Origin of the sequence: Mycobacterium saskatchewanense (assembly GCF_010729105.1) — a bacterium.
GTDB lineage: Bacteria > Actinomycetota > Actinomycetes > Mycobacteriales > Mycobacteriaceae > Mycobacterium > Mycobacterium saskatchewanense.
This window is the reverse complement of record NZ_AP022573.1, coordinates 3,088,070-3,106,825: the sequence shown is the minus strand read 5'-3', so window position 1 is coordinate 3,106,825 and position 18,756 is coordinate 3,088,070. Positions and strand designations below refer to the sequence as shown.

Annotated in this window: 17 protein-coding genes; 8 read left to right on the top strand and 9 right to left on the bottom strand. The window is 69.0% G+C overall.

Features of this window, described 5'->3' with window-relative positions:
• The first annotated feature begins 2 nt into the window (after positions 1–2).
• A complete protein-coding gene (locus tag G6N56_RS14540; protein WP_085255310.1) occupies positions 3–1,022 on the top strand; it encodes a glycerophosphodiester phosphodiesterase in 1,020 nt (339 codons plus the stop codon).
• Positions 1,019–2,752, top strand: a complete 1,734-nt coding sequence (locus G6N56_RS14535; protein WP_085255311.1) for an AMP-binding protein — start codon at positions 1,019–1,021, stop codon at positions 2,750–2,752. Before G6N56_RS14540 ends, G6N56_RS14535 begins: the two co-directional genes overlap by 4 nt.
• A 23-nt stretch (positions 2,753–2,775) precedes the next feature.
• On the opposite strand, the gene G6N56_RS14530 is transcribed toward G6N56_RS14535, so the two are convergent.
• The 6 genes from G6N56_RS14530 to G6N56_RS14505 are packed head-to-tail and all read right to left on the bottom strand — an operon-like array spanning position 2,776 to position 8,329.
• Positions 2,776–4,017, bottom strand: a complete 1,242-nt coding sequence (locus G6N56_RS14530; RefSeq protein ID WP_085255312.1) for an SLC13 family permease — start codon at positions 4,015–4,017, stop codon at positions 2,776–2,778.
• A 12-nt stretch (positions 4,018–4,029) separates the two neighbouring features.
• Positions 4,030–4,950, bottom strand: coding sequence for an MBL fold metallo-hydrolase (locus tag G6N56_RS14525; protein ID WP_085255313.1), 921 nt, complete (start codon positions 4,948–4,950; stop codon positions 4,030–4,032).
• Positions 4,950–5,708 carry a LamB/YcsF family protein gene (locus G6N56_RS14520; protein ID WP_085255314.1) on the bottom strand — a complete coding sequence of 253 codons (759 nt, stop codon included), beginning with the start codon at positions 5,706–5,708 and terminating at the stop codon, positions 4,950–4,952. The genes G6N56_RS14525 and G6N56_RS14520 overlap by 1 nt, the downstream gene beginning before the upstream one ends.
• A 23-nt stretch (positions 5,709–5,731) precedes the next feature.
• Entirely contained in the window at positions 5,732–6,592 is an 861-nt protein-coding gene (locus tag G6N56_RS14515) for a metal ABC transporter permease (protein ID WP_085255315.1), read from the bottom strand.
• Positions 6,589–7,413, bottom strand: coding sequence for a metal ABC transporter ATP-binding protein (locus G6N56_RS14510; protein WP_085255316.1), 825 nt, complete (start codon positions 7,411–7,413; stop codon positions 6,589–6,591). Before G6N56_RS14510 ends, G6N56_RS14515 begins: the two co-directional genes overlap by 4 nt.
• Before the next feature lie 7 nt (positions 7,414–7,420).
• The gene (locus G6N56_RS14505; protein ID WP_085255409.1) at positions 7,421–8,329 is read right to left on the bottom strand and encodes a metal ABC transporter solute-binding protein, Zn/Mn family; all 909 of its coding nucleotides are present in this window, start codon (positions 8,327–8,329) and stop codon (positions 7,421–7,423) included.
• 139 nt (positions 8,330–8,468) lie between these two features.
• Between G6N56_RS14505 and G6N56_RS14500 the strand changes: the two genes are divergently transcribed.
• On the top strand, positions 8,469–9,548 hold the full coding sequence (locus G6N56_RS14500) for an Rv3575c family transcriptional regulator (RefSeq protein ID WP_085255317.1): 1,080 nt from the start codon (positions 8,469–8,471) through the stop codon (positions 9,546–9,548).
• A gap of 323 nt (positions 9,549–9,871) precedes the next feature.
• Here G6N56_RS14500 and kstR read toward each other — a convergent pair whose 3' ends face one another.
• The gene (gene kstR / locus G6N56_RS14495) at positions 9,872–10,489 is read right to left on the bottom strand and encodes a cholesterol catabolism transcriptional regulator KstR (protein WP_163645211.1); all 618 of its coding nucleotides are present in this window, start codon (positions 10,487–10,489) and stop codon (positions 9,872–9,874) included.
• A gap of 250 nt (positions 10,490–10,739) precedes the next feature.
• Here kstR and G6N56_RS14490 point away from each other — a divergent pair, with 250 nt between their 5' ends.
• The gene (locus G6N56_RS14490) at positions 10,740–12,863 is read left to right on the top strand and encodes an acyl-CoA dehydrogenase family protein (RefSeq protein WP_085255319.1); all 2,124 of its coding nucleotides are present in this window, start codon (positions 10,740–10,742) and stop codon (positions 12,861–12,863) included.
• A 123-nt stretch (positions 12,864–12,986) separates the two neighbouring features.
• Positions 12,987–13,799 carry a slipin family protein gene (locus G6N56_RS14485; RefSeq protein ID WP_085255320.1) on the top strand — a complete coding sequence of 271 codons (813 nt, stop codon included), beginning with the start codon at positions 12,987–12,989 and terminating at the stop codon, positions 13,797–13,799.
• Between the two features lie 173 nt (positions 13,800–13,972).
• Here the strand turns inward: G6N56_RS14485 and G6N56_RS14480 are convergent, their stop codons facing one another.
• Complete coding sequence (locus tag G6N56_RS14480) at positions 13,973–14,506, bottom strand: hypothetical protein (RefSeq protein ID WP_085255321.1); 534 nt, start codon at positions 14,504–14,506, stop codon at positions 13,973–13,975.
• Between the two features lie 52 nt (positions 14,507–14,558).
• Complete coding sequence (locus G6N56_RS14475; RefSeq protein WP_085255322.1) at positions 14,559–15,641, bottom strand: ferredoxin--NADP reductase; 1,083 nt, start codon at positions 15,639–15,641, stop codon at positions 14,559–14,561.
• A gap of 153 nt (positions 15,642–15,794) precedes the next feature.
• Here G6N56_RS14475 and hsaA point away from each other — a divergent pair, with 153 nt between their 5' ends.
• The 3 genes from hsaA to hsaC are packed head-to-tail and all read left to right on the top strand — an operon-like array spanning position 15,795 to position 18,750.
• The gene (gene hsaA / locus G6N56_RS14470; protein ID WP_085255323.1) at positions 15,795–16,979 is read left to right on the top strand and encodes a 3-hydroxy-9,10-secoandrosta-1,3,5(10)-triene-9,17-dione monooxygenase oxygenase subunit; all 1,185 of its coding nucleotides are present in this window, start codon (positions 15,795–15,797) and stop codon (positions 16,977–16,979) included.
• A complete protein-coding gene (hsaD, locus tag G6N56_RS14465; protein WP_085255324.1) occupies positions 16,976–17,848 on the top strand; it encodes a 4,5:9,10-diseco-3-hydroxy-5,9,17-trioxoandrosta-1(10),2-diene-4-oate hydrolase in 873 nt (290 codons plus the stop codon). Before hsaA ends, hsaD begins: the two co-directional genes overlap by 4 nt.
• Positions 17,848–18,750 carry an iron-dependent extradiol dioxygenase HsaC gene (gene hsaC, locus G6N56_RS14460; RefSeq protein WP_085255325.1) on the top strand — a complete coding sequence of 301 codons (903 nt, stop codon included), beginning with the start codon at positions 17,848–17,850 and terminating at the stop codon, positions 18,748–18,750. Before hsaD ends, hsaC begins: the two co-directional genes overlap by 1 nt.
• Positions 18,751–18,756: the final 6 nt, after the last annotated feature.

Below are 18,756 nucleotides of genomic sequence, written 5' to 3'. Positions count from 1 at the left end.
CGTTGCCTGCCTGGCCCGCCCGCCTCGGGGCCGTGCTGGCCGCACTCACGCTCGCCGCGCCTACGCCCGCGGCATCCGCCGATGGGCCGGGCTTCGACCTGCAGGCCCATCGCGGCGGGCGTGGGGAGACCACCGAGGAATCCCTGCGCGCCTTTGCCAAATCGATCGAATTAGGCGTCAGCACACTCGAACTCGACGTCGTCGTCTCCAAGGACGGGCAGCCCCTGGTGTGGCATGACCCGACGATCCAGGCCGAGAAGTGCACGGACACGGCGCCCGCGTTCCGCGGCGACCCGCAATACCCCTACGTCGGCAAGCTGGTGCACGAGCTCACTCTGGCGCAGGTTCGCACGCTGGACTGCGGCAAGCTGCTCGAGGAGTTTCCCAACGCGGAAGTGGTGCGGGGCAACAGGATAGCGACGTTGCCGGACGTGTTCGCGTTGAGTGACTCGTACCGCGCGGACGTGCGCTTCAACGTCGAAACCAAGGTGGAGGCCGACAAGCCCGGCGCCTCGGCGGAACCGCAGGAGTTCGTGGACGTCATCCTCGCGGCGGTGCGGGGCGCGGGCAAGGCCGACCGCGTGGAGATCCAGAGCTTCGACTGGCGCACACTGCCCCTGGTGCGCCGCGCCGAGCCGTCGATTCCGCTGGTGGCGTTGTACAACGAGCAAACCTGGGCGCCGGATTCGCCGTGGCTGAACGGCGAGAACGCGGCCGTCATCGGTGACCCGATGATCGGTGCGAAAATCGTTGGCGCCGAGATCATCTCGCCGCGGTACCCTCTGGTCGAGGGCAGATCCTACGTCGACCACGCGCATGCCCTAGGCCTCAGGGTGATACCCTGGACCGTGAACGACGCGGCCACCATGCGCGAGCAGATTGCGGACGGCGTGGACGGCCTCATCACCGACTACCCGAAACTGTTGCGTACCGTCCTGAGCCAGCTCGGCATGCCGTTGCCCCCGGCCGGCCACGAACGTGGGCGTTTAGACGGGGCGAATGGGGGCAATCAATCCCGGTGATTCAGGCATCAATCGCGTCCGTGCTGCGTGAGCGCGCCAGCCTACAGCCCAATGACCCGGCCGTAACCTTCATCGACTACGAGCAGGACTGGGACGGCGTCGCCGAGTCGCTGACGTGGTTGCAGCTGTATCGGCGTGCGTCAGGCGTCGCGCGAGAGCTCAGCCGGTGCGGGTCCCCCGGTGACCGGGCCGTAGTCCTGGCCCCCCAGGGCCTGGACTATATGGCAGCCTTCCTCGGCGCGCTGCAGGTCGGGCGGATCGCGATCCCGCTTTCGGTGCCGCTGGGCGGCGCGATCGACGAACGCGTCGGGGTGGTGCTCACCGACGCCTCGCCCGCTGCCGTGCTCACGACCTCGTCAGTGGCGGACCTCGTCGCCGAATACCTCGGACCGCCTTGCGGGACCGACGCCCCCGCACTGATCGAGGTCGACCGGCTGACCGGGAACTCGCGGCTCGGCCCCCACGTCGAAATCGACAGTCGGGACACGGCGTATGTGCAATACACCTCCGGGTCGACGCGCCAGCCGGCCGGGGTCATGATGTCCCACCAGAACCTGCTGGCCAACTTCGAGCAGTCGATGTCGGACTACTTCGCGGACTGCGGCAAAGTCCCCCCGGCGGACACCACGGTCGTGTCGTGGCTGCCCTTCTATCACGACATGGGTTTGATGCTCGCGATGCGGGAGCCGATCCTCTTGGGTTTCCCCAGCGTGATCATGAGTCCGGTGGCCTTCCTGCAGCGGCCGGCGCGATGGATGCAATTGCTGGCGAACAACAGTCACGCATTCTCGGCGGCACCGAACTTCGCTTTCGAGATAGCGGCGCGGAAGATATCGGACGCCGACATGGCGGGGCTCGACCTCGGCGACGTGCTGGGGATAGTGACCGGCAGCGAGCGGGTGCATCCGGCGAGCCTGCGCCGCTTCACCCAGCGATTCACGCGGTTCGGTCTGCCCGAGCGTGCGATCCGGCCGTCGTATGGACTTGCGGAGGCAACGGTATACGTGGCGACGCACGCACCCGGGGCGGCGCCGAAGGTCGTCCACTTCGACCCCGCGAAACTCTCCGAAGGGTACGCGGAGCCGCAGGCCGATGGTGGGGGCACCCCGCTGGTCAGCTACGGGGTGCCCAAGTCGGTGACCGTGCGAATTGTCGATCCAGACACCAGAACCGAGCTGCCCGTGGGCACCACCGGGGAGATCTGGGTGCACGGTGACAACGTCGCCGCGGGCTACTGGGGCAAACCCGAAGAGACTGCGCGCACGTTCGGCGCCACGCTGGCCGCGCCGTCGGATGGCACACCCCGCGGACCGTGGCTGCGTACCGGGGATCTGGGCTTCATCGCCGACGGCGAACTATTCATCGTCGGCCGCATCAAGGACCTGTTGATCGTCCGCGGCCGCAATCACGCGCCCGATGACATCGAGGCGACCATCCAGGAGATCACCGGCGGCCGCATCGCGGCGATATCCGTCCCGGACGCGCACACGGAGAGACTCGTGGTCGTCGTGGAAATGAAGAAGCGGGACGAGTCGCCCGGAGAAATGGCGGAGAAGCTCGACACCGCGAGGCGCGAAATCAACGCGGCCGTGTTCAACTCGCATGGCCTCAAGATCGCGGATCTCGTTGTGGTGGCGCCCGGTTCGATTCCGATCACCACGAGCGGCAAGGTCAGGCGCGCGGCGTGCGTCGAGCAATACCGGCAGCAGCAATTCGATCGCATCGCCTGAATCCGCGGGCTACGCGACCCGTACTAGCCGCCCAGTAGCCGCACGCTCGCCCACAAGGCGAGCACGGCGACCGCTAGGGACGGCGGCACGGTGCACAGCCCGAGCCTGGTGTATTCGCCGACGCCGGCCTCGACGTCGTGCCGGCGCAGCACGCGTCGCCACAGCAGATTCGACAGTGAACCGGCGTAGGTGAGGTTGGGTCCGATGTTGACGCCGATCAGAACGGCCAGGATGACGACCGGACCCCCGTGCGCGACGAGCGGCAGCAGCACCAGCGTCGCCGGCAGGTTGTTGACGACGTTTGCCAACAGGGCCGCGATCGCCGCGATCGCCAGCAGCGCGGGAAGCCCGGAGCCGGACGGCAGGATGGCGGACATCGCCCTATCGATCCCGTTGAGCATGACCGCGTGCACCACGACACCCAGCGCGAGGACGAACACCAGGAACGACACGTGCGCCGAGCGCGCGATGTCCCGCACCGACGTGTGGCCGCGGCTCAGGCTGCGCACTGCCAGCACCGAGGCTCCGACGAGCGCGATCCAGGCCGGCTCCACACCCAGGGGCTGGCCTACGGCGAACCCGACGAGCGTCAGGCCGACGACCACCAAGACGAACACCGGCGGCCGCGGCGCCGGCCCCACCTGCTCTGGGTCCGGCTGAACGCGGAGGTCCGCGGCGAAGAACCACCGGAAGATCAGGTACAGCGTGGTCACCACGCACAGCCACGGCAGGGCCATCTCCAGCGTGAACTTCGCGAACGAAATGCCGGCGGTGTGAAACGCCAGCAGGTTCGTCAGATTCGACACCGGCAGCAGCAGGGAGGCGCCGTTGGCCAGGTGCGCGGTGGCGTAGGCGTACGGCCGCGCCGGGGTGCGCAACCGGCGGACCGCCGACAGCACAACCGGGGTCAGCAACACCACCGCGGCGTCCAGGCTCAGCGCGGCGGTGATCAGCGACGCGATGGCGAACACCCGCAGTAGCAGACCGCCCGACCCGACCCGTCCGCGGGCGATCGCCGCGCCGGCCGCCTCGAAGAGGCCCTCGTCGTCGCACAGCTTGGCCAGCACCAGCACCGCGCCCAGGAAGGCGACGACGCCCGACAGGTCGGCGACCTCCACGGCCGCCTGATGGACGGAGATCGCGCCGATCGCCACCAGGATGAGGGCCGCGGGGACCGCCGCGATCGCCTCCGGCAGGCCCCGCGGCCGCACGACGGCGAACCCCAGCACAGCAGCAAGCAGCACCAGCGCAGCGGTCAGTATCAAGTCAGGGCCGCTCTAAACCCAGGGGTCCTCGCGCCGCCAAACCGTCGGCAGGTGCAGCGCGACACCGTCCTGCGCGGCAAGCTCCGCGAGGACCCGCATCGACACGTCCAGGTCGTCGCCCGCATAGGGCAAGGCGCGCAACGGCTTGGACAGTGGCCGGAAGAAGTCGTCCCAGTGGATGAGCACCACCCGGCGCGCACCCACCGCGCGCACGGTCTCGGTCCAGTAGTCGACCAGGTACGACCGCGGCCGCAGGCCGAGCTGGCCGACGCCGAGGTAGACGACGTCGGCCCGGCGGCCGGCGAGGGCCCCCCGCACAAAACCGGCGCTGCCCTGGATCAGCAGTCGCCGGTCCGACGGCAGGTGGTGCAGCAGCGCCGACCAGGCCTCCCCGCAGCGGTAGGCCGAGGCGCGCACCGGTGGAACCAGCGGCGCGTCGATCGTGCCGGGGAACCGGTCGGGTGGGCAATGGTGCGATTCGACCAGCGTCAGCTCGTAGGGGCCCAACCGGATCGGCTCACCGCTGACCGCCACCACCAGGCGGTTTTCCGGCAGCCCGTAGCCCCGACCCACATTGGCCGCCGACTGGCCGCCGACCAGTTGCGCGCCGGTACGGTCGGCGACCAGCGCGGAGTCCATGACGTGGTCGATGTGGGTGTGCACGGGGACGACGGCGACGAGGTCGGTCACCCCGGCCCGGTGCAGGCAGCCGTCGACACGCGCGGGGGAGGGCGACACCGTGCCCGCCGCTACCCGGGCCAGTCCCGGGCGGGAGAAATAGCCGTCGGTCATCAGGGCCGACGACCCGTCGTCGATGAGCAGCGTGGCGACGCCCAGCCACGTCACGGTCAGCGGGGCGTCCGGCGCGGCGGCGGGCGCGTCGAACCGCGCCGAGTGCCGCGAGATGTCGGGGCGACCGGGTTTGAGCCGCATCAGCAGAACGCCCTGATTTCGGCGCCGGCCGTCTTGAGGTGATCGCGCACCGCGGCGGCGATCTGCACCGCCCCAGGTGAATCACCGTGCACGCAAACGGATTCCACCCCGACGGAGATCTGGGTGCCGTCGATGGCGGTGACCTGGCCGGTGGTCACCATGGTGACCACGCGCTGGGCGACCGTCGCGGGATCATGCAGGACGGCACCCGGTTCGCGGCGGGATACCAGCCGGCCCGTCGGGTCGTAGGCGCGATCGGCGAATGCCTCGGCCACGGTGCGTAGGCCGCGGCGGGACGCCTCGTCGAAGAAGGCCGAGCCGGCCATGCCCAGGACCGGGAGCTTGGCGTCCACCATGCGTACCGCTTCGGCGACCGCGGCGCCCTGCTCGGCGTGGTCGACGATCGTGTTGTAAAGGGCGCCATGGGGTTTCACGTATGAGACCGATGATCCCGCCGCGCGTGCGATCGCCTGCAGCGCCCCGATCTGGTACACGAGGTCGGCAACGAGGTCTTCGGCGGCGACGTCGATGAATCGCCGGCCGAAGCCCGCCAGGTCGCGGTAGCTGACCTGCGCGCCGATGCGTACCCCGCGTTCGGCCGCCGACCGGCAGACCTGCAGCAGGCCCGCGGGATCTCCCGCGTGGAAGCCGCACGCGACGTTGGCGCTGCTGACGATCCCCAGCATGGCGTCGTCGTCGCCCAGGCGCCAGACGCCGAAGCCCTCGCCCAAGTCGGCGTTGAGGTCGATAACGGGCACCCGCCCAGCTTATGCACGGCGCCTCAGGCCGGGGCCTCCCGCCGCCTCCCGACGACCCAGCAGATCAGGTAGATGACGAAGGAGATGCCGGCGACGAAGACGGATATCGGTACGCCCGGCGCCAGCGACAGCACGATCCCCCCGACGGCGGACACCTCGGCGAAGACGACGGATGCGATCATCGCTGCCACCGGCGAGGCCACCACCCGGGCGGCCGCGGCCGCCGGGGTGATCAGCAGCGACATCACCAGCAGCGCCCCGACGATCTGCACGGCCTGCGCTGCGACCGCGCCGACCAGCGCGGCGAACACGATGCCCAGCCCGCGGACGGGCACGCCCCCGGCCGCCGCGACTTCGGGGTCGACGGAGGCGAACAGCAACGGCCGGTAGCAGGCCGCGAGCACGGCGGCGACGACCACGCACACCAGCGCCAGCATCGCCAGGCCGGTGTACCCGACGCCGACGATCTGGCCGGTGAGCAAGGCGAAGCTGGTCGCCGTCCTGCCCGGGTAGAGGTAGACGAACAACACGGCCAGGCCCAGGCCGAACGCCAGCACCACGCCGGTCACCGAGTCGCGTTCACGGGCGCGCTGGCCGAGCAGACCGAACAACGTCGCCGCCAGCGCGCTGCCGATCAGCGCCCCCGCGCCCACCTGGAATCCCACCAGCAGCGCGAACGCCGCGCCCGTCAGCGACAATTCGCTGGACCCGTGCACGGCGAACGACATCTGGCGCATCACGATGAACGGCCCGATCAGCCCGGCCGCCAGGCCGAGCAGCGCGGCCGCCAGCAGCGCCTGCTGCACGAAGTCGTGGCGGAGCAGGTGGGCGGTGACGTCAAACGAGAACAGATGGCCCAGCACGTCGGAGAGCCGCTGGTTCATCCTTCGCGCCCGTCGTCCGGCTCGCCCACCACCACGTAGCCGCCCCTGATCCGCACCACCTGGATGTCGGCCCGGTACAGCGCCGACAGCGTCTCGGTGTTCATCACCTGCTCGACGGTGCCGACGCTGAACCGGCCGTTGACGATGTACAGCACCCGGTCGACGTACGGCAGGATCGAGTTGAGCTGGTGGGTGACCACGATGACCGTGGTTCCGGCGTCCCGGCGGCGCCGGTCGATGAGCGCCGACACCAGCTTCGCGTTGGCCGGGTCGAGCGCGAGCAGCGGCTCGTCACACAGCAGCAGCATCGGGTCACTGGCCAGCGCCTGCGCTATGCGCATCCGTTGCAGCTCGCCGCCGGACATGAGGCCGACCCGGACGTCGGCCAGGTGCTCGCCATTGACCTCGCGCAGCGCGCGGCTCACCGCCGCGCGGCGCCGTGCCCGGTCTTCGGCACGCAGGGCGATGCCGCCCCAGCGAGTCCCGTCGATGCCGAGCCGGACCAGGTCGCGCCCGCGCAGCATCACGTCCCGGTCGATCGGGCGGTGTTGCGGCACATAGCCGATCCGGCGGCTGCCCGAGGTGACCGCCTTCCCGTCGATCAGGGCCACGCCGGTATCGAGCGCCAGCTGCCCGAGCAGCACCTTCAGCAATGAGGTCTTCCCGCTGCCGTTGGGGCCGAGCACCGCGATGAACTCGCCCGGCGACACCGACAGGTCGAGGTGGTCCCACAGCACCCGGTCGCCGAACGACAGCCGGGCGTCGCTCAGCGAAACCACGTCCACTCGACGTTCGACGGCCCGCACGGCGTCGAGGCTCACGCTCGCCTCACCGGCCCGCTCGCAGCGCGGCCAGCAGCTGGTCGACCGTCTTGCGCTGCCAGGACAGGTAGTCGCTGCCGTCGGGCAGGGTCTCGGTCACGTCGGTCACCGGGACGCCCGCGCGCCGGGCGGCGTCCTCGAGGCCGCTGATGGCGGCGGTGGACGTCTGCGGGTTGACCAGCACCGCCGAAACCTGCCGGTGATCGACGAGGTCTAGCACCGAGGCCATATCGGAGGGCGAGGGGTCGGTCTCGTTCTCGTTGGCGGCGGCGAAGGCGGGCGGTGTCCGGTTGACCAGCCCCGAGGCGGCCAGCAGGTAGTAGCCGTCGGACTCGGTCGCGATGACGCCGGTGTCGGGATAGGCGCTGGCGATGGCGTGCTCGGAGATCGCGACGGCGTCGGCGCCGCGGCAGAAGTCAGCCGCGTTGGCCCGGTAATCGCCGGCGTTCGCCGGGTCGATGGCGACCATCCGGTCGGCGATCGCCGAGGCGACGGACTTGGCGACGTTCAGGTCGTAGAAGACGTGCTCGTTGGGTGGTTGGCTGCCCGACCTGGAGTCGGCGACGAAGGAATAGGCGTCGACCGATGTCACGGACCGATGCCGCGCCAACACCTGGTCCACCCAGGGGTCGTAACCGCCGCCGTTGTAGACGACCAGGGCGGCGTCGGTGATGGCGGCGGCGTCCGACGGGGTGGCCTGGTAGGAATGCGGGTCGACCCGCGCACCGCCCAGGATGGACTTGACCGGGACATGGCGCCCGGTGATGGCGCGGGCCACGCTGCCCCAGACATCGGTCGACGCGACCACGGTGGCCGCGCGCGGGTGTGCCGCGCCGGCGCAGCCGGCGAGGATCGGCCAGCCCGCGAGGATTAGCAGGGCCGCGGCCGCCACCTCCAGTGGCCCTCGCCCCCGCATCAGCGCCACGCGCACGTCCAGAGTCCTCTCGCCGGCTCGGTCAGCCGAGCCATAATACTAATGAAAATCGTTTCCATTAGAAAGCGGCGCGGTGCGGCCGCATGGGCGCCGGCCCGCGTGCGCGGTAGCGTCACCGAACGTGAGTCCCACATCACGCCGGCGTGCGACTCTGGCTTCGTTGGCCGACGAGTTGAAGGTTTCGCGCACCACCATCTCAAATGCCTTCAACCGGCCGGATCAGCTCTCCGCCGACCTTCGGGAACGGGTGTTGGCGACGGCAAAGCGGCTCGGTTACGCCGGACCCGATCCGGTCGCCCGGTCGCTGCGGACCCGCCGGGCCGACGCCGTTGGTCTGGTGATGGCCGAACCGCTGACCTATTTCTTCAGCGATCCGGCCGCGCGGGACTTCGTGGTTGGCGTGGCGCAGTCGTGCGAGGGCTCGGGCCAGGGGCTGTTGTTGGTGGCCGTGGGGCCCGGCCGAGGCCTGGACGACGGAACGGCCGCCGTGCTCAATGCGGGCGTGGACGGCTTCGTCGTGTATTCGGTCTGCGACGACGACCCCCACCTCCAGGTGGTGCTGCAACGGCGCCTGCCGGTGGTCGTGGTCGACCAGCCGAAGAGCCTCGCCGGGGTGTCCCGGGTCGGCATCGACGATCGCGCCGCGATGCGTGGTCTGGCCGATTACGTGCTCGGCTTGGGGCATCGCGAGATCGGGTTGCTGACCATGCGGCTGGGCCGGGATCGCCGCCAGGGCCTGGCCGACGCAGATCGGCTGCGGTCGCCGGCGTTCGACGTGCAGCGCGAGCGCATCATCGGCGTGTGGGAGGCGATGGCCGCCGCCGGTGTCGACCCCGATTCGTTGACGGTCGTGGAAAGCTACGAGCACTTGCCGGAGTCGGGAGGCGTGGCCGCCAAGACGGCGCTGGAGGCAAATCCGCGGATCACCGCGCTGATGTGCACCGCGGACATCCTGGCCCTGTCCGCCATGGATTACCTACGCTCACATGGCATTTACGTGCCCGGCCAGATGACGGTCACCGGGTTCGACGGCGTTCCCGAGGCGATCGGCCGCGGGCTGACCACGGTCGCGCAGCCCAGCTTGCAGAAGGGTCGGCGCGCGGGCGAACTGCTGCTGCAGCCGCCCCGGTCGAACCTGCCTGTCGTGGAACTGCTGGAAACCGAGCTGATTCGGGGCCGGACCGCCGGGCCACCCGCCTGATTCACACCCACATATGACGACATGTCGCCCCCGCATCGGTCAGCGCATGGCTCGGACGCGACACGCCGTCAATTGGGTAGTTAATCTGCGCACGTAGAATGACATGCCGAAGTCATCTGACGCTCAACACATTCGGATTCCCCGCGTGAAGCCGAAACGCTTCGTGCCGACGAGATTCCGTCGTTACTTCCGCCAGCCGACGACGACCGGAACCGCAGTCGTATTGGCCGCTGGCAAAGATCGGTCGGCGCGGGATGGGCGAGAAAGCGGACGGACGGACCGCTTCGGCTCAGCGAATCAATTGCGCCGCGACTGCCAGAAAACTAACCGCCCTGGGCGGCGTTCGATCGTTCCTGGTCGCCGATCAGCAATCGCACCGCCAGGTCAAGCCGTTTGCTGACGTCCGTCGCCGATGCCCGCCTGGTCAGCCAAGCGAGCAGGTTCGACAGCCACACATCCGAGATCACCCGCGCGATGTGGTACTGGTCCTCGGTCGGTTCGCCGTCGGCCATCGCGCGGGCGAACATGCTGTCGATGAGCTTCTCGACGGTGTCGACCTCGCTGGCCGCCGAGGCGTCGGCGAAGACGTAGGCCCGGGTCATTGCCTCGGTGAGCAACGGGTTGCGCTGCATCGCGCGGTTGAGCTTGCCGATCATGAAGTTGAGCCGCTGGAACGGGGTCCCCCCGGAGAGCGCGGAGCGGTCCGTCTTGGCGTCGATGCGGCTGAACTCGCGGCCCAACGCCGACACCAGCAGGTGCACCTTCGACGGGAAGTACCGGTAGAGCGTCCCTACCGCCACGTCGGCGCGGTCGGCGACGGCCCGCATCTGGACCGCCTCGTAGCCGCCCTTGGACGCGATCGCCATGGTGGCGTCGAGAATGCGCTTGCGCCGTTCCCGCTGTGCCTCAGAGCCCAATTCCGACTCGGCGAGTACCGCCACGTTCACGACCTCGCGCGGCTGCGAGTCGGGAACGCGGCCCGAGTTCGTGTTCGCTGGCATACGGCGGTCGTCTCCTGTGTCGGGCGGTTCGTTCGGAAACGATACGCATGCTGGGTGTGAATTTCCCACCTCCGTACCGCCGCGACCCCCACCTGTGCTGCTCCGATGGCGTTCGACTTGACGGCCGATCGCTGGCACTATTAGAACACGTTCTAGTCGGCCCGACGATACTGACGAAGAGGACCAGCGGGTGGTAGCGAGCGTCACCGAAGAGCAATTCGCAGCGCGTGCGCTGGTACGCGACTGGGCGCGCAACGCCGCCTCCGGGCCGGGCGGGACCGCGGCGATCCGGGCGGTGGAACGGGGCGACGCCGACGCCTGGCGGCCCGTGTTCGCCCGCCTGGCCGAGCTGGGTATTTTCGGCGTTGCGATCCCGGAGGACGCGGGCGGGGCGGGCGGGACCATCGAGGACCTGTGCGCCATGGTGGAGGAGGCGGCCAAAGCGCTGGTGCCGGGCCCGGTGGCCACCACCGCGGTGGCCACGCTGGTCGTCACGGACCCCGAGGCGCTGGCCGCGCTCGCGTCGGGGGAACGCTTCGCCGGGCTGGCGCTCGAGGGTGACGCCCAGTTCGACGCCGGGACGGCACGGGCGTCGGGCACCCTGCCGCACGTGCTGGGCGCGGCGGACGGCGGCCTGCTGCTGGTGCCGTCCGGCGGCAGGTGGCTGCTGGTCGACGGCGCCGGCGACGGCGTGAAGATCGAGCCGCTGCGGGCGACGGACTTCTCCCGGCCCCTGGCGCGGGTGACGCTGACGGCGGCGCCGGCCGTGCCGCTGGCGGACTCCGGGCGGCGGGTCGATGAGCTGGCCGCGACCGTGCTCGCGGCCGAAGCGGCCGGAGTGACTCGCTGGTCGCTCGAGACCGCGGTCGCCTACGCCAAAGTGCGCGAACAGTTCGGCAAGCCGATCGGCAGCTTCCAGGCGGTCAAGCATCTGTGCGCCGAAATGCTGTGCCGCGCTGAGCAGGCCGAGGTGGTCGCGGCCGACGCCGCCCGCGCCGCGGCGGATCCGGAGGAGGGCCAGTTCTCGATCGCCGCCGCCCTTGCCGCCGGGGCCGGCATCGCGGCGGCCAAGGCCAACGTCAAGGACTGCATTCAGGTGCTCGGGGGCATCGGCTGTACGTGGGAGCACGACGCGCATCTGTACCTGCGGCGGGCGCACGCGATCGGCGCGTTCCTCGGCGGTGCCGAGCGCTGGTTGCGCCGGGTTACGGAGCTGACTCAGGGAGGGGTGCGGCGGCGCCTGGGCATCGACCTCTCCGATGTGGAGGCGCGGCGCCCGGCGATCGCCGCCGCCGTCGCCGAGATCGCCGCGCTACCCGAAGGACAGCGGCAGGCGGCGCTGGCGGAGGCGGGCCTGCAGGCGCCGCACTGGCCGGCGCCGTACGGCCGCGGCGCATCACCGGCAGAACAGCTGCTGATCGACCAGGAGATGGCGGCCGCCGGCGTGGTGCGCCCGGACTTGGTGATCGGCTGGTGGGCGGCCCCGACCATCCTCGAGCACGGGACGCCCGAGCAGATCGAGCGCTTCGTCCCCGCCACCATGCGTGGCGAAATCCTTTGGTGTCAGCTGTTTTCCGAGCCGGGGGCCGGATCCGATCTGGCGTCGCTGCGGACCAAGGCGGTGCGGGGGCAGGGCGGCTGGCTGCTCAGCGGGCAGAAGGTGTGGACGTCGGCGGCGCAGAAGGCGCGGTGGGGGGTGTGCTTGGCACGCACCGACCCGGATGCGCCGAAGCACAAGGGGATCACGTACTTCCTGGTCGACATGAAATCTCCGGGAATCGAAATCCGGCCGCTGCGCGAGATCACCGGCGACTCGCTGTTCAACGAGGTCTTCCTGGACAACGTGTTCGTTCCCGACGAGATGGTGGTGGGCTCGGTCAACGACGGCTGGCGGCTGGCGCGCACCACGCTGGCCAACGAGCGGGTCGCGATGGCCAGCGGCACCGCGCTGGGCAACCCGATGGAGGAGTTGCTCCGGGTACTGGCCGAAATCGAGCTCGACACCGCGCAGCAGGACCGCCTGGGGCGGCTGATCGTCCTCGCGCAGACCGGCGCGCTGCTGGATCAGCGGATCGCCCAGTTGGCCGTCGGCGGGCAGGATCCGGGGGCGCAGTCCAGCGTGCGCAAGCTGATCGGGGTCCGCTACCGGCAGGCGCTGGCCGAGTACATGATGGACGTCTCCGAAGGCGGCGGCCTAGTGCACAGCCAGGCGGTGTTCGACTTTCTCAACACGCGCTGCCTGACGATCGCCGGGGGCACCGAGCAGATCCTGCTCACCGTCGCCGCCGAGCGGTTGCTGGGGCTGCCCCGCTAACCCGGCTGGGCTCAGCGAGGTGGCCACCCTGGTCGTGAAAGGCCCTTCTCGAAGGTCTTTGGGCCACCCGAAGCGGGACTTGTGGCCGCTGACGGGCACCGGTGGCGCTCCTAGCCTTGCTATATGAGCGTCATGGTCGTGTCAGTGGTTGTCGCCGCCGTCGCCGTCCTGCTGTTGGCGGCGTCGATTCGCGTCGTCCAGCAATACCAGCGCGGGGTGCATTTTCGGCTCGGCCGGGTGATCGGTGTCCGAGAGCCGGGGCTGAGGTTTATCGTGCCGATCCTCGACCGGATGTGGCGGGTGTCGATGCGCATCGTCACCATGCCCATCCAATCGCAGGGAATCATCACGCGCGACAACGTGAGCGTCGACATCGCCGCGGTCGCCTACTTCCGCGTAATCGATGCCCGCAAGGCCGTCGTCGTGATCGAAAATGTCAACGCTGCCATCAATCAGATCGCCCAGACGACCCTGCGTAACGTCGTCGGTCAGCACTCCCTCGACGAGGTGCTCGCCCAGACGGAGAAGATCAACGGCAGCATCCGCCAGATCCTCGACACCACCACGGTGGAGTGGGGCGTGGAAGTGACCCTGGTGGAGCTCAAGGACATTCAGCTGCCCGACAGCATGAAGCGCGCGATGGCGCGCGAGGCCGAGGCCGAGCGGGAGAAGCGCGCCAAAATCATTGCCGCGGAAGGCGAAGCGCGGGCCGCGGCCGCGTTGGGCGACGCATCGGACACCATGATGCGCCACCCGCTGGCCCTGCAGCTGCGCAACCTGCAGACCCTGCTGGAGCTGGGCGTGGAGAAGAATACGACCATCGTGTTCCCCGCTCCGCTGATGAACTCGATCGGGGAGCTCACCAGTTTCATGACGCGGGAAGCGGAGGCCTCAAAGACGTCCGCGCCCAACGGCGTCTCACCCGCCGGGGTCTGACCCGAAATGGTATTGCAGGCCTGCGCCACGATGCGGTGCAGCATCGCCAATCCGTTCGCCTTCCGCAGGTAGGGCGTCAAGCCCTCGGCGACCACCAGGACCGGCTTGTCAGGGGGAATCGCAGATGGGCCCGGGCGCGATCACGGTACGTGATGGCCACCGGTCAAAGTGCCTCAGGAGAACGTCGTCTGCGCGCAGGTGCTCGGCGAGGTGATGTTCACCCCGGTATAGACCACCTGGATGTGGGTGCAGACGATGACATTGACGTCGGTCTTGGGTTGACCCGTCCCCCAGTCCGTGGAGTCGATCCGGCCCGTCGTCTGGTACTTGTCCGGCGGGCCGCCGCCGAAGTAGACGGTGGTGATCTCGTCGTTGCCCATCGCCTTGTTGACCCGCTCGTTTTGGCCGGCGGCGTGCGCGTCCAGGTAGGCCATCCGGTTCGACGAGCGGACCTCGGTGGTCTGCCGGGCCCACAGGTCGTTGGGGAAGCCGGTGACGCCGTCGGGGGTGCGCATGTCGGCCCCGGCGACGAAGTTGCAGAAGCCGCCGGCCTTGAAGCAGTCGAGGGTGGTGTGCGTCTCGAGCTGGTTGGGCCCATCCAGCGGGAACAACGTGGTCGCGGTGTTGCTCGTGGCCGACGAGACCGCCCCCGGCAGCAGCGCCAGCATGCCTCCGACGACCGCAAATCCCGTTATCAGCCGCTTCATCGGAGCTCCCCTTCCCGGTTAGCTGAACCCAACGGTGAATCTAGCGCCGCGACTACTCGTCGTAGGTGACTTCCACCGAATCAGATTCCGGGTGAGATTGACAGGCCAAAATCAGTCCGTCGTCGATGTCCTGCTGCTCGAGCACGTCGTTGACCTCCATCGAGACCTTGCCCTTGCGCAGGGTGCACGCGCAGGCGCCGCAGTGGCCCTCCCGGCAGGAGAACGGTGCGTCGAGCCCTTTGGCGAGCAGCACGTCGAGGAGCTTGGCGTTGCGCGGCCACGACACGGTGTGGGTCTCGCCGTCCAACTCGACGATCGCGGTGGCCGGCGGCTCGTCGCCCTCGGCGGTGTCCTCGATCTTCACCGCCGCGAACGGGTCGGACTCCAGGGACTTGAAGACCTCGATATGTATCTGGGGCGCAGGCACTTTCAGCGTTTCCAGCGCCTGGCGGGCCGCATCCATGAACGGGCCCGGCCCGCAGATGTACGCGGGCCGAGCGGTGAAGGGAGCGGCCAGCTGGGCCAGCGCGGTGGCACTCGGCAATCCCTGCAGCGACTCCAGCCAGTGCACCACGGTGAGCCGGTCGGGATATTTGGCCGAGAGCTCGCGGAGCGCGTCGGAGAAAATCACCGAGCGGTCGTCGCGGTTGGCGTAGAGCAGCAGCACGTGGCCGCCGCCTTCGGCCAGCGCCGACTTGCAGATCGACATGATCGGCGTGATCCCGCTGCCGGCCGCCATCAACAGGAAGTCGTCGTCGAGCGTCTTGGGCACGAAGGTGCCCGACGGCGCCAGCACGTGGACGCGCATGCCCGCCCGCGCGTGGTCGCACAGCCAGTTGGACGCGTACCCCTGCGCGGTTCGCTTGACGGTGACGGTCAGGGGGTCACCGGTGAACGGCGAGCTGCACAGCGAGTAGCAGCGGGCCACCGCGCCGGTGCGCTCACTGGGAATGCGCAGGGTCAGGAACTGGCCCGGTGCGTACCGCAGCCGCTCGGCCGGAATATCCGGGTCGCCCGGCTCGTCCGGGACCGCGAACACCAGCGACCTCGCGTCGTCGGTCTCCGCGACAACCTCGGCGATCTGCAGCTCCAGGACGTGGTCGCCGAGCGGCTCGTCGGGGATTGCCTCGGTCAAGGCCCGTCCTCCCTCGTCACAACTAGAACATGTTACAGAAAAGCCGATACGGGGCGCTACCAGCCGCAGGAATACGCTGCTCGACACAAATCGGAACGTGTTCTAGTCTCTGGTGTAAGTCCACGGTGTAAGTCTGGCCCAGGAGGACCCTAAGTGACGTCCATTCAACAGCGTGATGCGCAGTCCGTTCTGGCGGGCATCGACGATCTGCTGCCGCGGATCGCCAAACGCGCCCAGGCGACCGAGGACCTTCGCCGGTTGCCCGAGGAGACCGTTCAGGATCTGCAGGACGTCGGCTTCTTCACCCTGCTGCAGCCCGAACAGTGGGGCGGCCTGCAATGCGATCCCACACTGTTCTACGAGGCGGTCCGCCGGCTGGCGAGCGCCTGCGGATCGACCGGCTGGGTCAGCTCGATCATCGGGGTGCACAACTGGCATCTCGCGCTCTTCGACCAGCGCGCCCAGGAAGAGGTGTGGGGCGAGGACGCCAACGTGCGGGTGTCGTCGTCGTATGCCCCGATGGGTGCCGGCGTCGTGACCGACGGAGGCTATCTGGTCAACGGTTCGTGGAACTGGTCATCCGGTTGTGACCACGCGACGTGGGCGTTCCTGGGCGGTCCGGTCATCAAGGACGGCCGTCCGGTGGACTTCGGCAGCTTCCTGATCCCGCGCACCGAGTACCGCATCGACGACGTGTGGAACGTCGTCGGCCTGCGCGGCACCGGCAGCAACACCGTCGTCGTCAAGGACGTGTTCGTGCCCCGGCACCGGTTCCTCTCCTACAAGGCCATGAACGACGGGACCGCCGGCGGATACCAGACCAACACCGCCCCGGTTTACAAAATGCCTTGGGGCACAATGCATCCCACTACCATCTCGGCTCCCATCGTCGGCATGGCTTACGGCGCCTACGCCGCCCACGTGGAGCATCAGGGTAAGCGGGTGCGCGCCGCGTTCGCGGGGGAGAAGGCCAAGGACGACCCGTTCGCCAAGGTCCGTATCGCCGAGGCCGCCAGCGACATCGACGCCGCGTGGCGCCAGCTGATCGGCAACGTCGGTGACGAGTATGCGTTGCTTGCCGCGGGCAAGGAGATTCCGTTCGACATTCGCGCCCGCGCGCGCCGCGACCAAGTGCGGGCCACCGGCCGGTCGATCGCCTCGATCGACCGGCTCTTCGAGGCGTCCGGCGCCACCGCGCTCGCCAATGACGCACCCATCCAGCGGTTCTGGCGCGACGCGCACGCCGGCCGGGTGCACGCCGCGAACGACCCCGAGCGCGCGTACGTGATCTTCGGCAATCACGAGTTCGGGTTGCCGCCCGGCGACACGATGGTATGACCGCTACCGAGGAACTGACTTTCCAGTCCACCTCGCGCTTCGTCGAGGTCGACGTCGACGGTCCGCTCAAGCTGCACTACCACGAGGCCGGCGTCGGCAACGACCAGACCGTGGTGCTGCTGCACGGCGGCGGTCCCGGCGCGGCGAGCTGGACCAACTTCGCGCGCAACATTCCCGTGCTGGCGCAGCGGTTTCACGTGCTGGCCGTCGATCAGCCCGGCTACGGGCTGTCCGACAAGCGCGCCGAACACGGGCAGTTCAACCACTACGCCGCGCGGGCGCTCAAGGGGCTCTTCGACCAACTCGGCCTGGGACGCGTTCCGCTGGTGGGCAATTCGCTGGGTGGGGGCACCGCAGTGCGCTTCGCCCTCGACTACCCCGACCGGGCGGGGCGACTGGTGCTGATGGGCCCGGGCGGGCTGAGCATCAACCTGTTCGCCCCCGACCCCACCGAGGGTGTCAAGCGGCTCGGCAAATTCTCCGGCGAACCCACCCGGGAAAACCTCGAAGCATTCCTTCGGGTCATGGTCTACGACCAGAAGCTGATCACGCCCGAGTTGATCGACGAGCGATTCGCCCTGGCCAGCACGCCCGAATCGCTCACCGCCACCCGGGCGATGGGAATGTCCTTCGCCGGGGCGGATTTCGAGCTCGGCATGATGTGGCGCGAGGTGCACCGGCTGCGTCAGCCCGTGTTGTTGATCTGGGGTCGCGAGGATCGGGTCAACCCGCTCGACGGAGCGCTGGTGGCGCTGAAGACCATCCCCCGCGCGCAGTTGCACGTCTTCGGGCAATGTGGGCATTGGGCGCAGGTGGAGAAGTTCGACGAGTTCAACAAACTCACCATCGATTTCCTGGGAGGTGCCTGATGAGCATCCGTTCGCTGGGCTATCTGCGCATCGAGGCCACCGACATGGCGGCGTGGCGGGAGTACGGTCTGAAAGTGCTCGGCATGGTCGAGGGCAAGGGGAACACCGAGGGTGCTCTCTACCTGCGCATGGACGATTTCCCGGCCCGGTTGGTGATCGTGCCCGGCGAGCGGGACCACCTCATGGAGGCCGGCTGGGAATGCGCGAATGCCGAAGGGCTGCAAGAGATCCGGAACCGGCTCGACGTCGAGGGCGTGCCGTACAAGGAGGCCACTGCCGCCGAGTTGGCCGATCGCCGGGTGGTGGAGATGATCCGGTTCTCCGACCCGTCCGGCAACTGCCTGGAGGTGTTTCACGGGGTAGCCCTGGAGCACCGCCGCGTGGTCAGCCCGTACGGCCACAAGTTCGTCACCGGTGAGCAGGGCCTGGGCCACGTGGTGTTGTCCACCCGCGACGACGACGAGGCGTTGCACTTCTACCGCGACGTGCTCGGCTTCAGGCTTCGCGACTCGATGCGGATGCCGCCGCAGGTGGTGGGGCGGCCGGCCGACGGGGCGCCGGCGTGGCTGCGCTTCTTCGGCTGCAACCCCCGCCACCACAGCCTCGCCTTCCTGCCGCTGCCGACGCCGAGCGGAATCGTCCACCTGATGATCGAGGTGGAGGACGCCGACGACGTGGGGCTGTGCCTGGACCGGGCGCTGCGCCGCAAGGTGCCGATGTCGGCGACGCTCGGCCGGCACGTCAACGACCTGATGCTGTCGTTCTACATGAAGACCCCGGGCGGATTCGACGTCGAATTCGGTTGCGAGGGAAGGCAAGTCGAGGATCAAGACTGGGTGGCTCGAGAGAGCACCGCGGTGAGCCTGTGGGGCCACGACTTCACCGTCGGCATGAGCGGATGAGCCGGA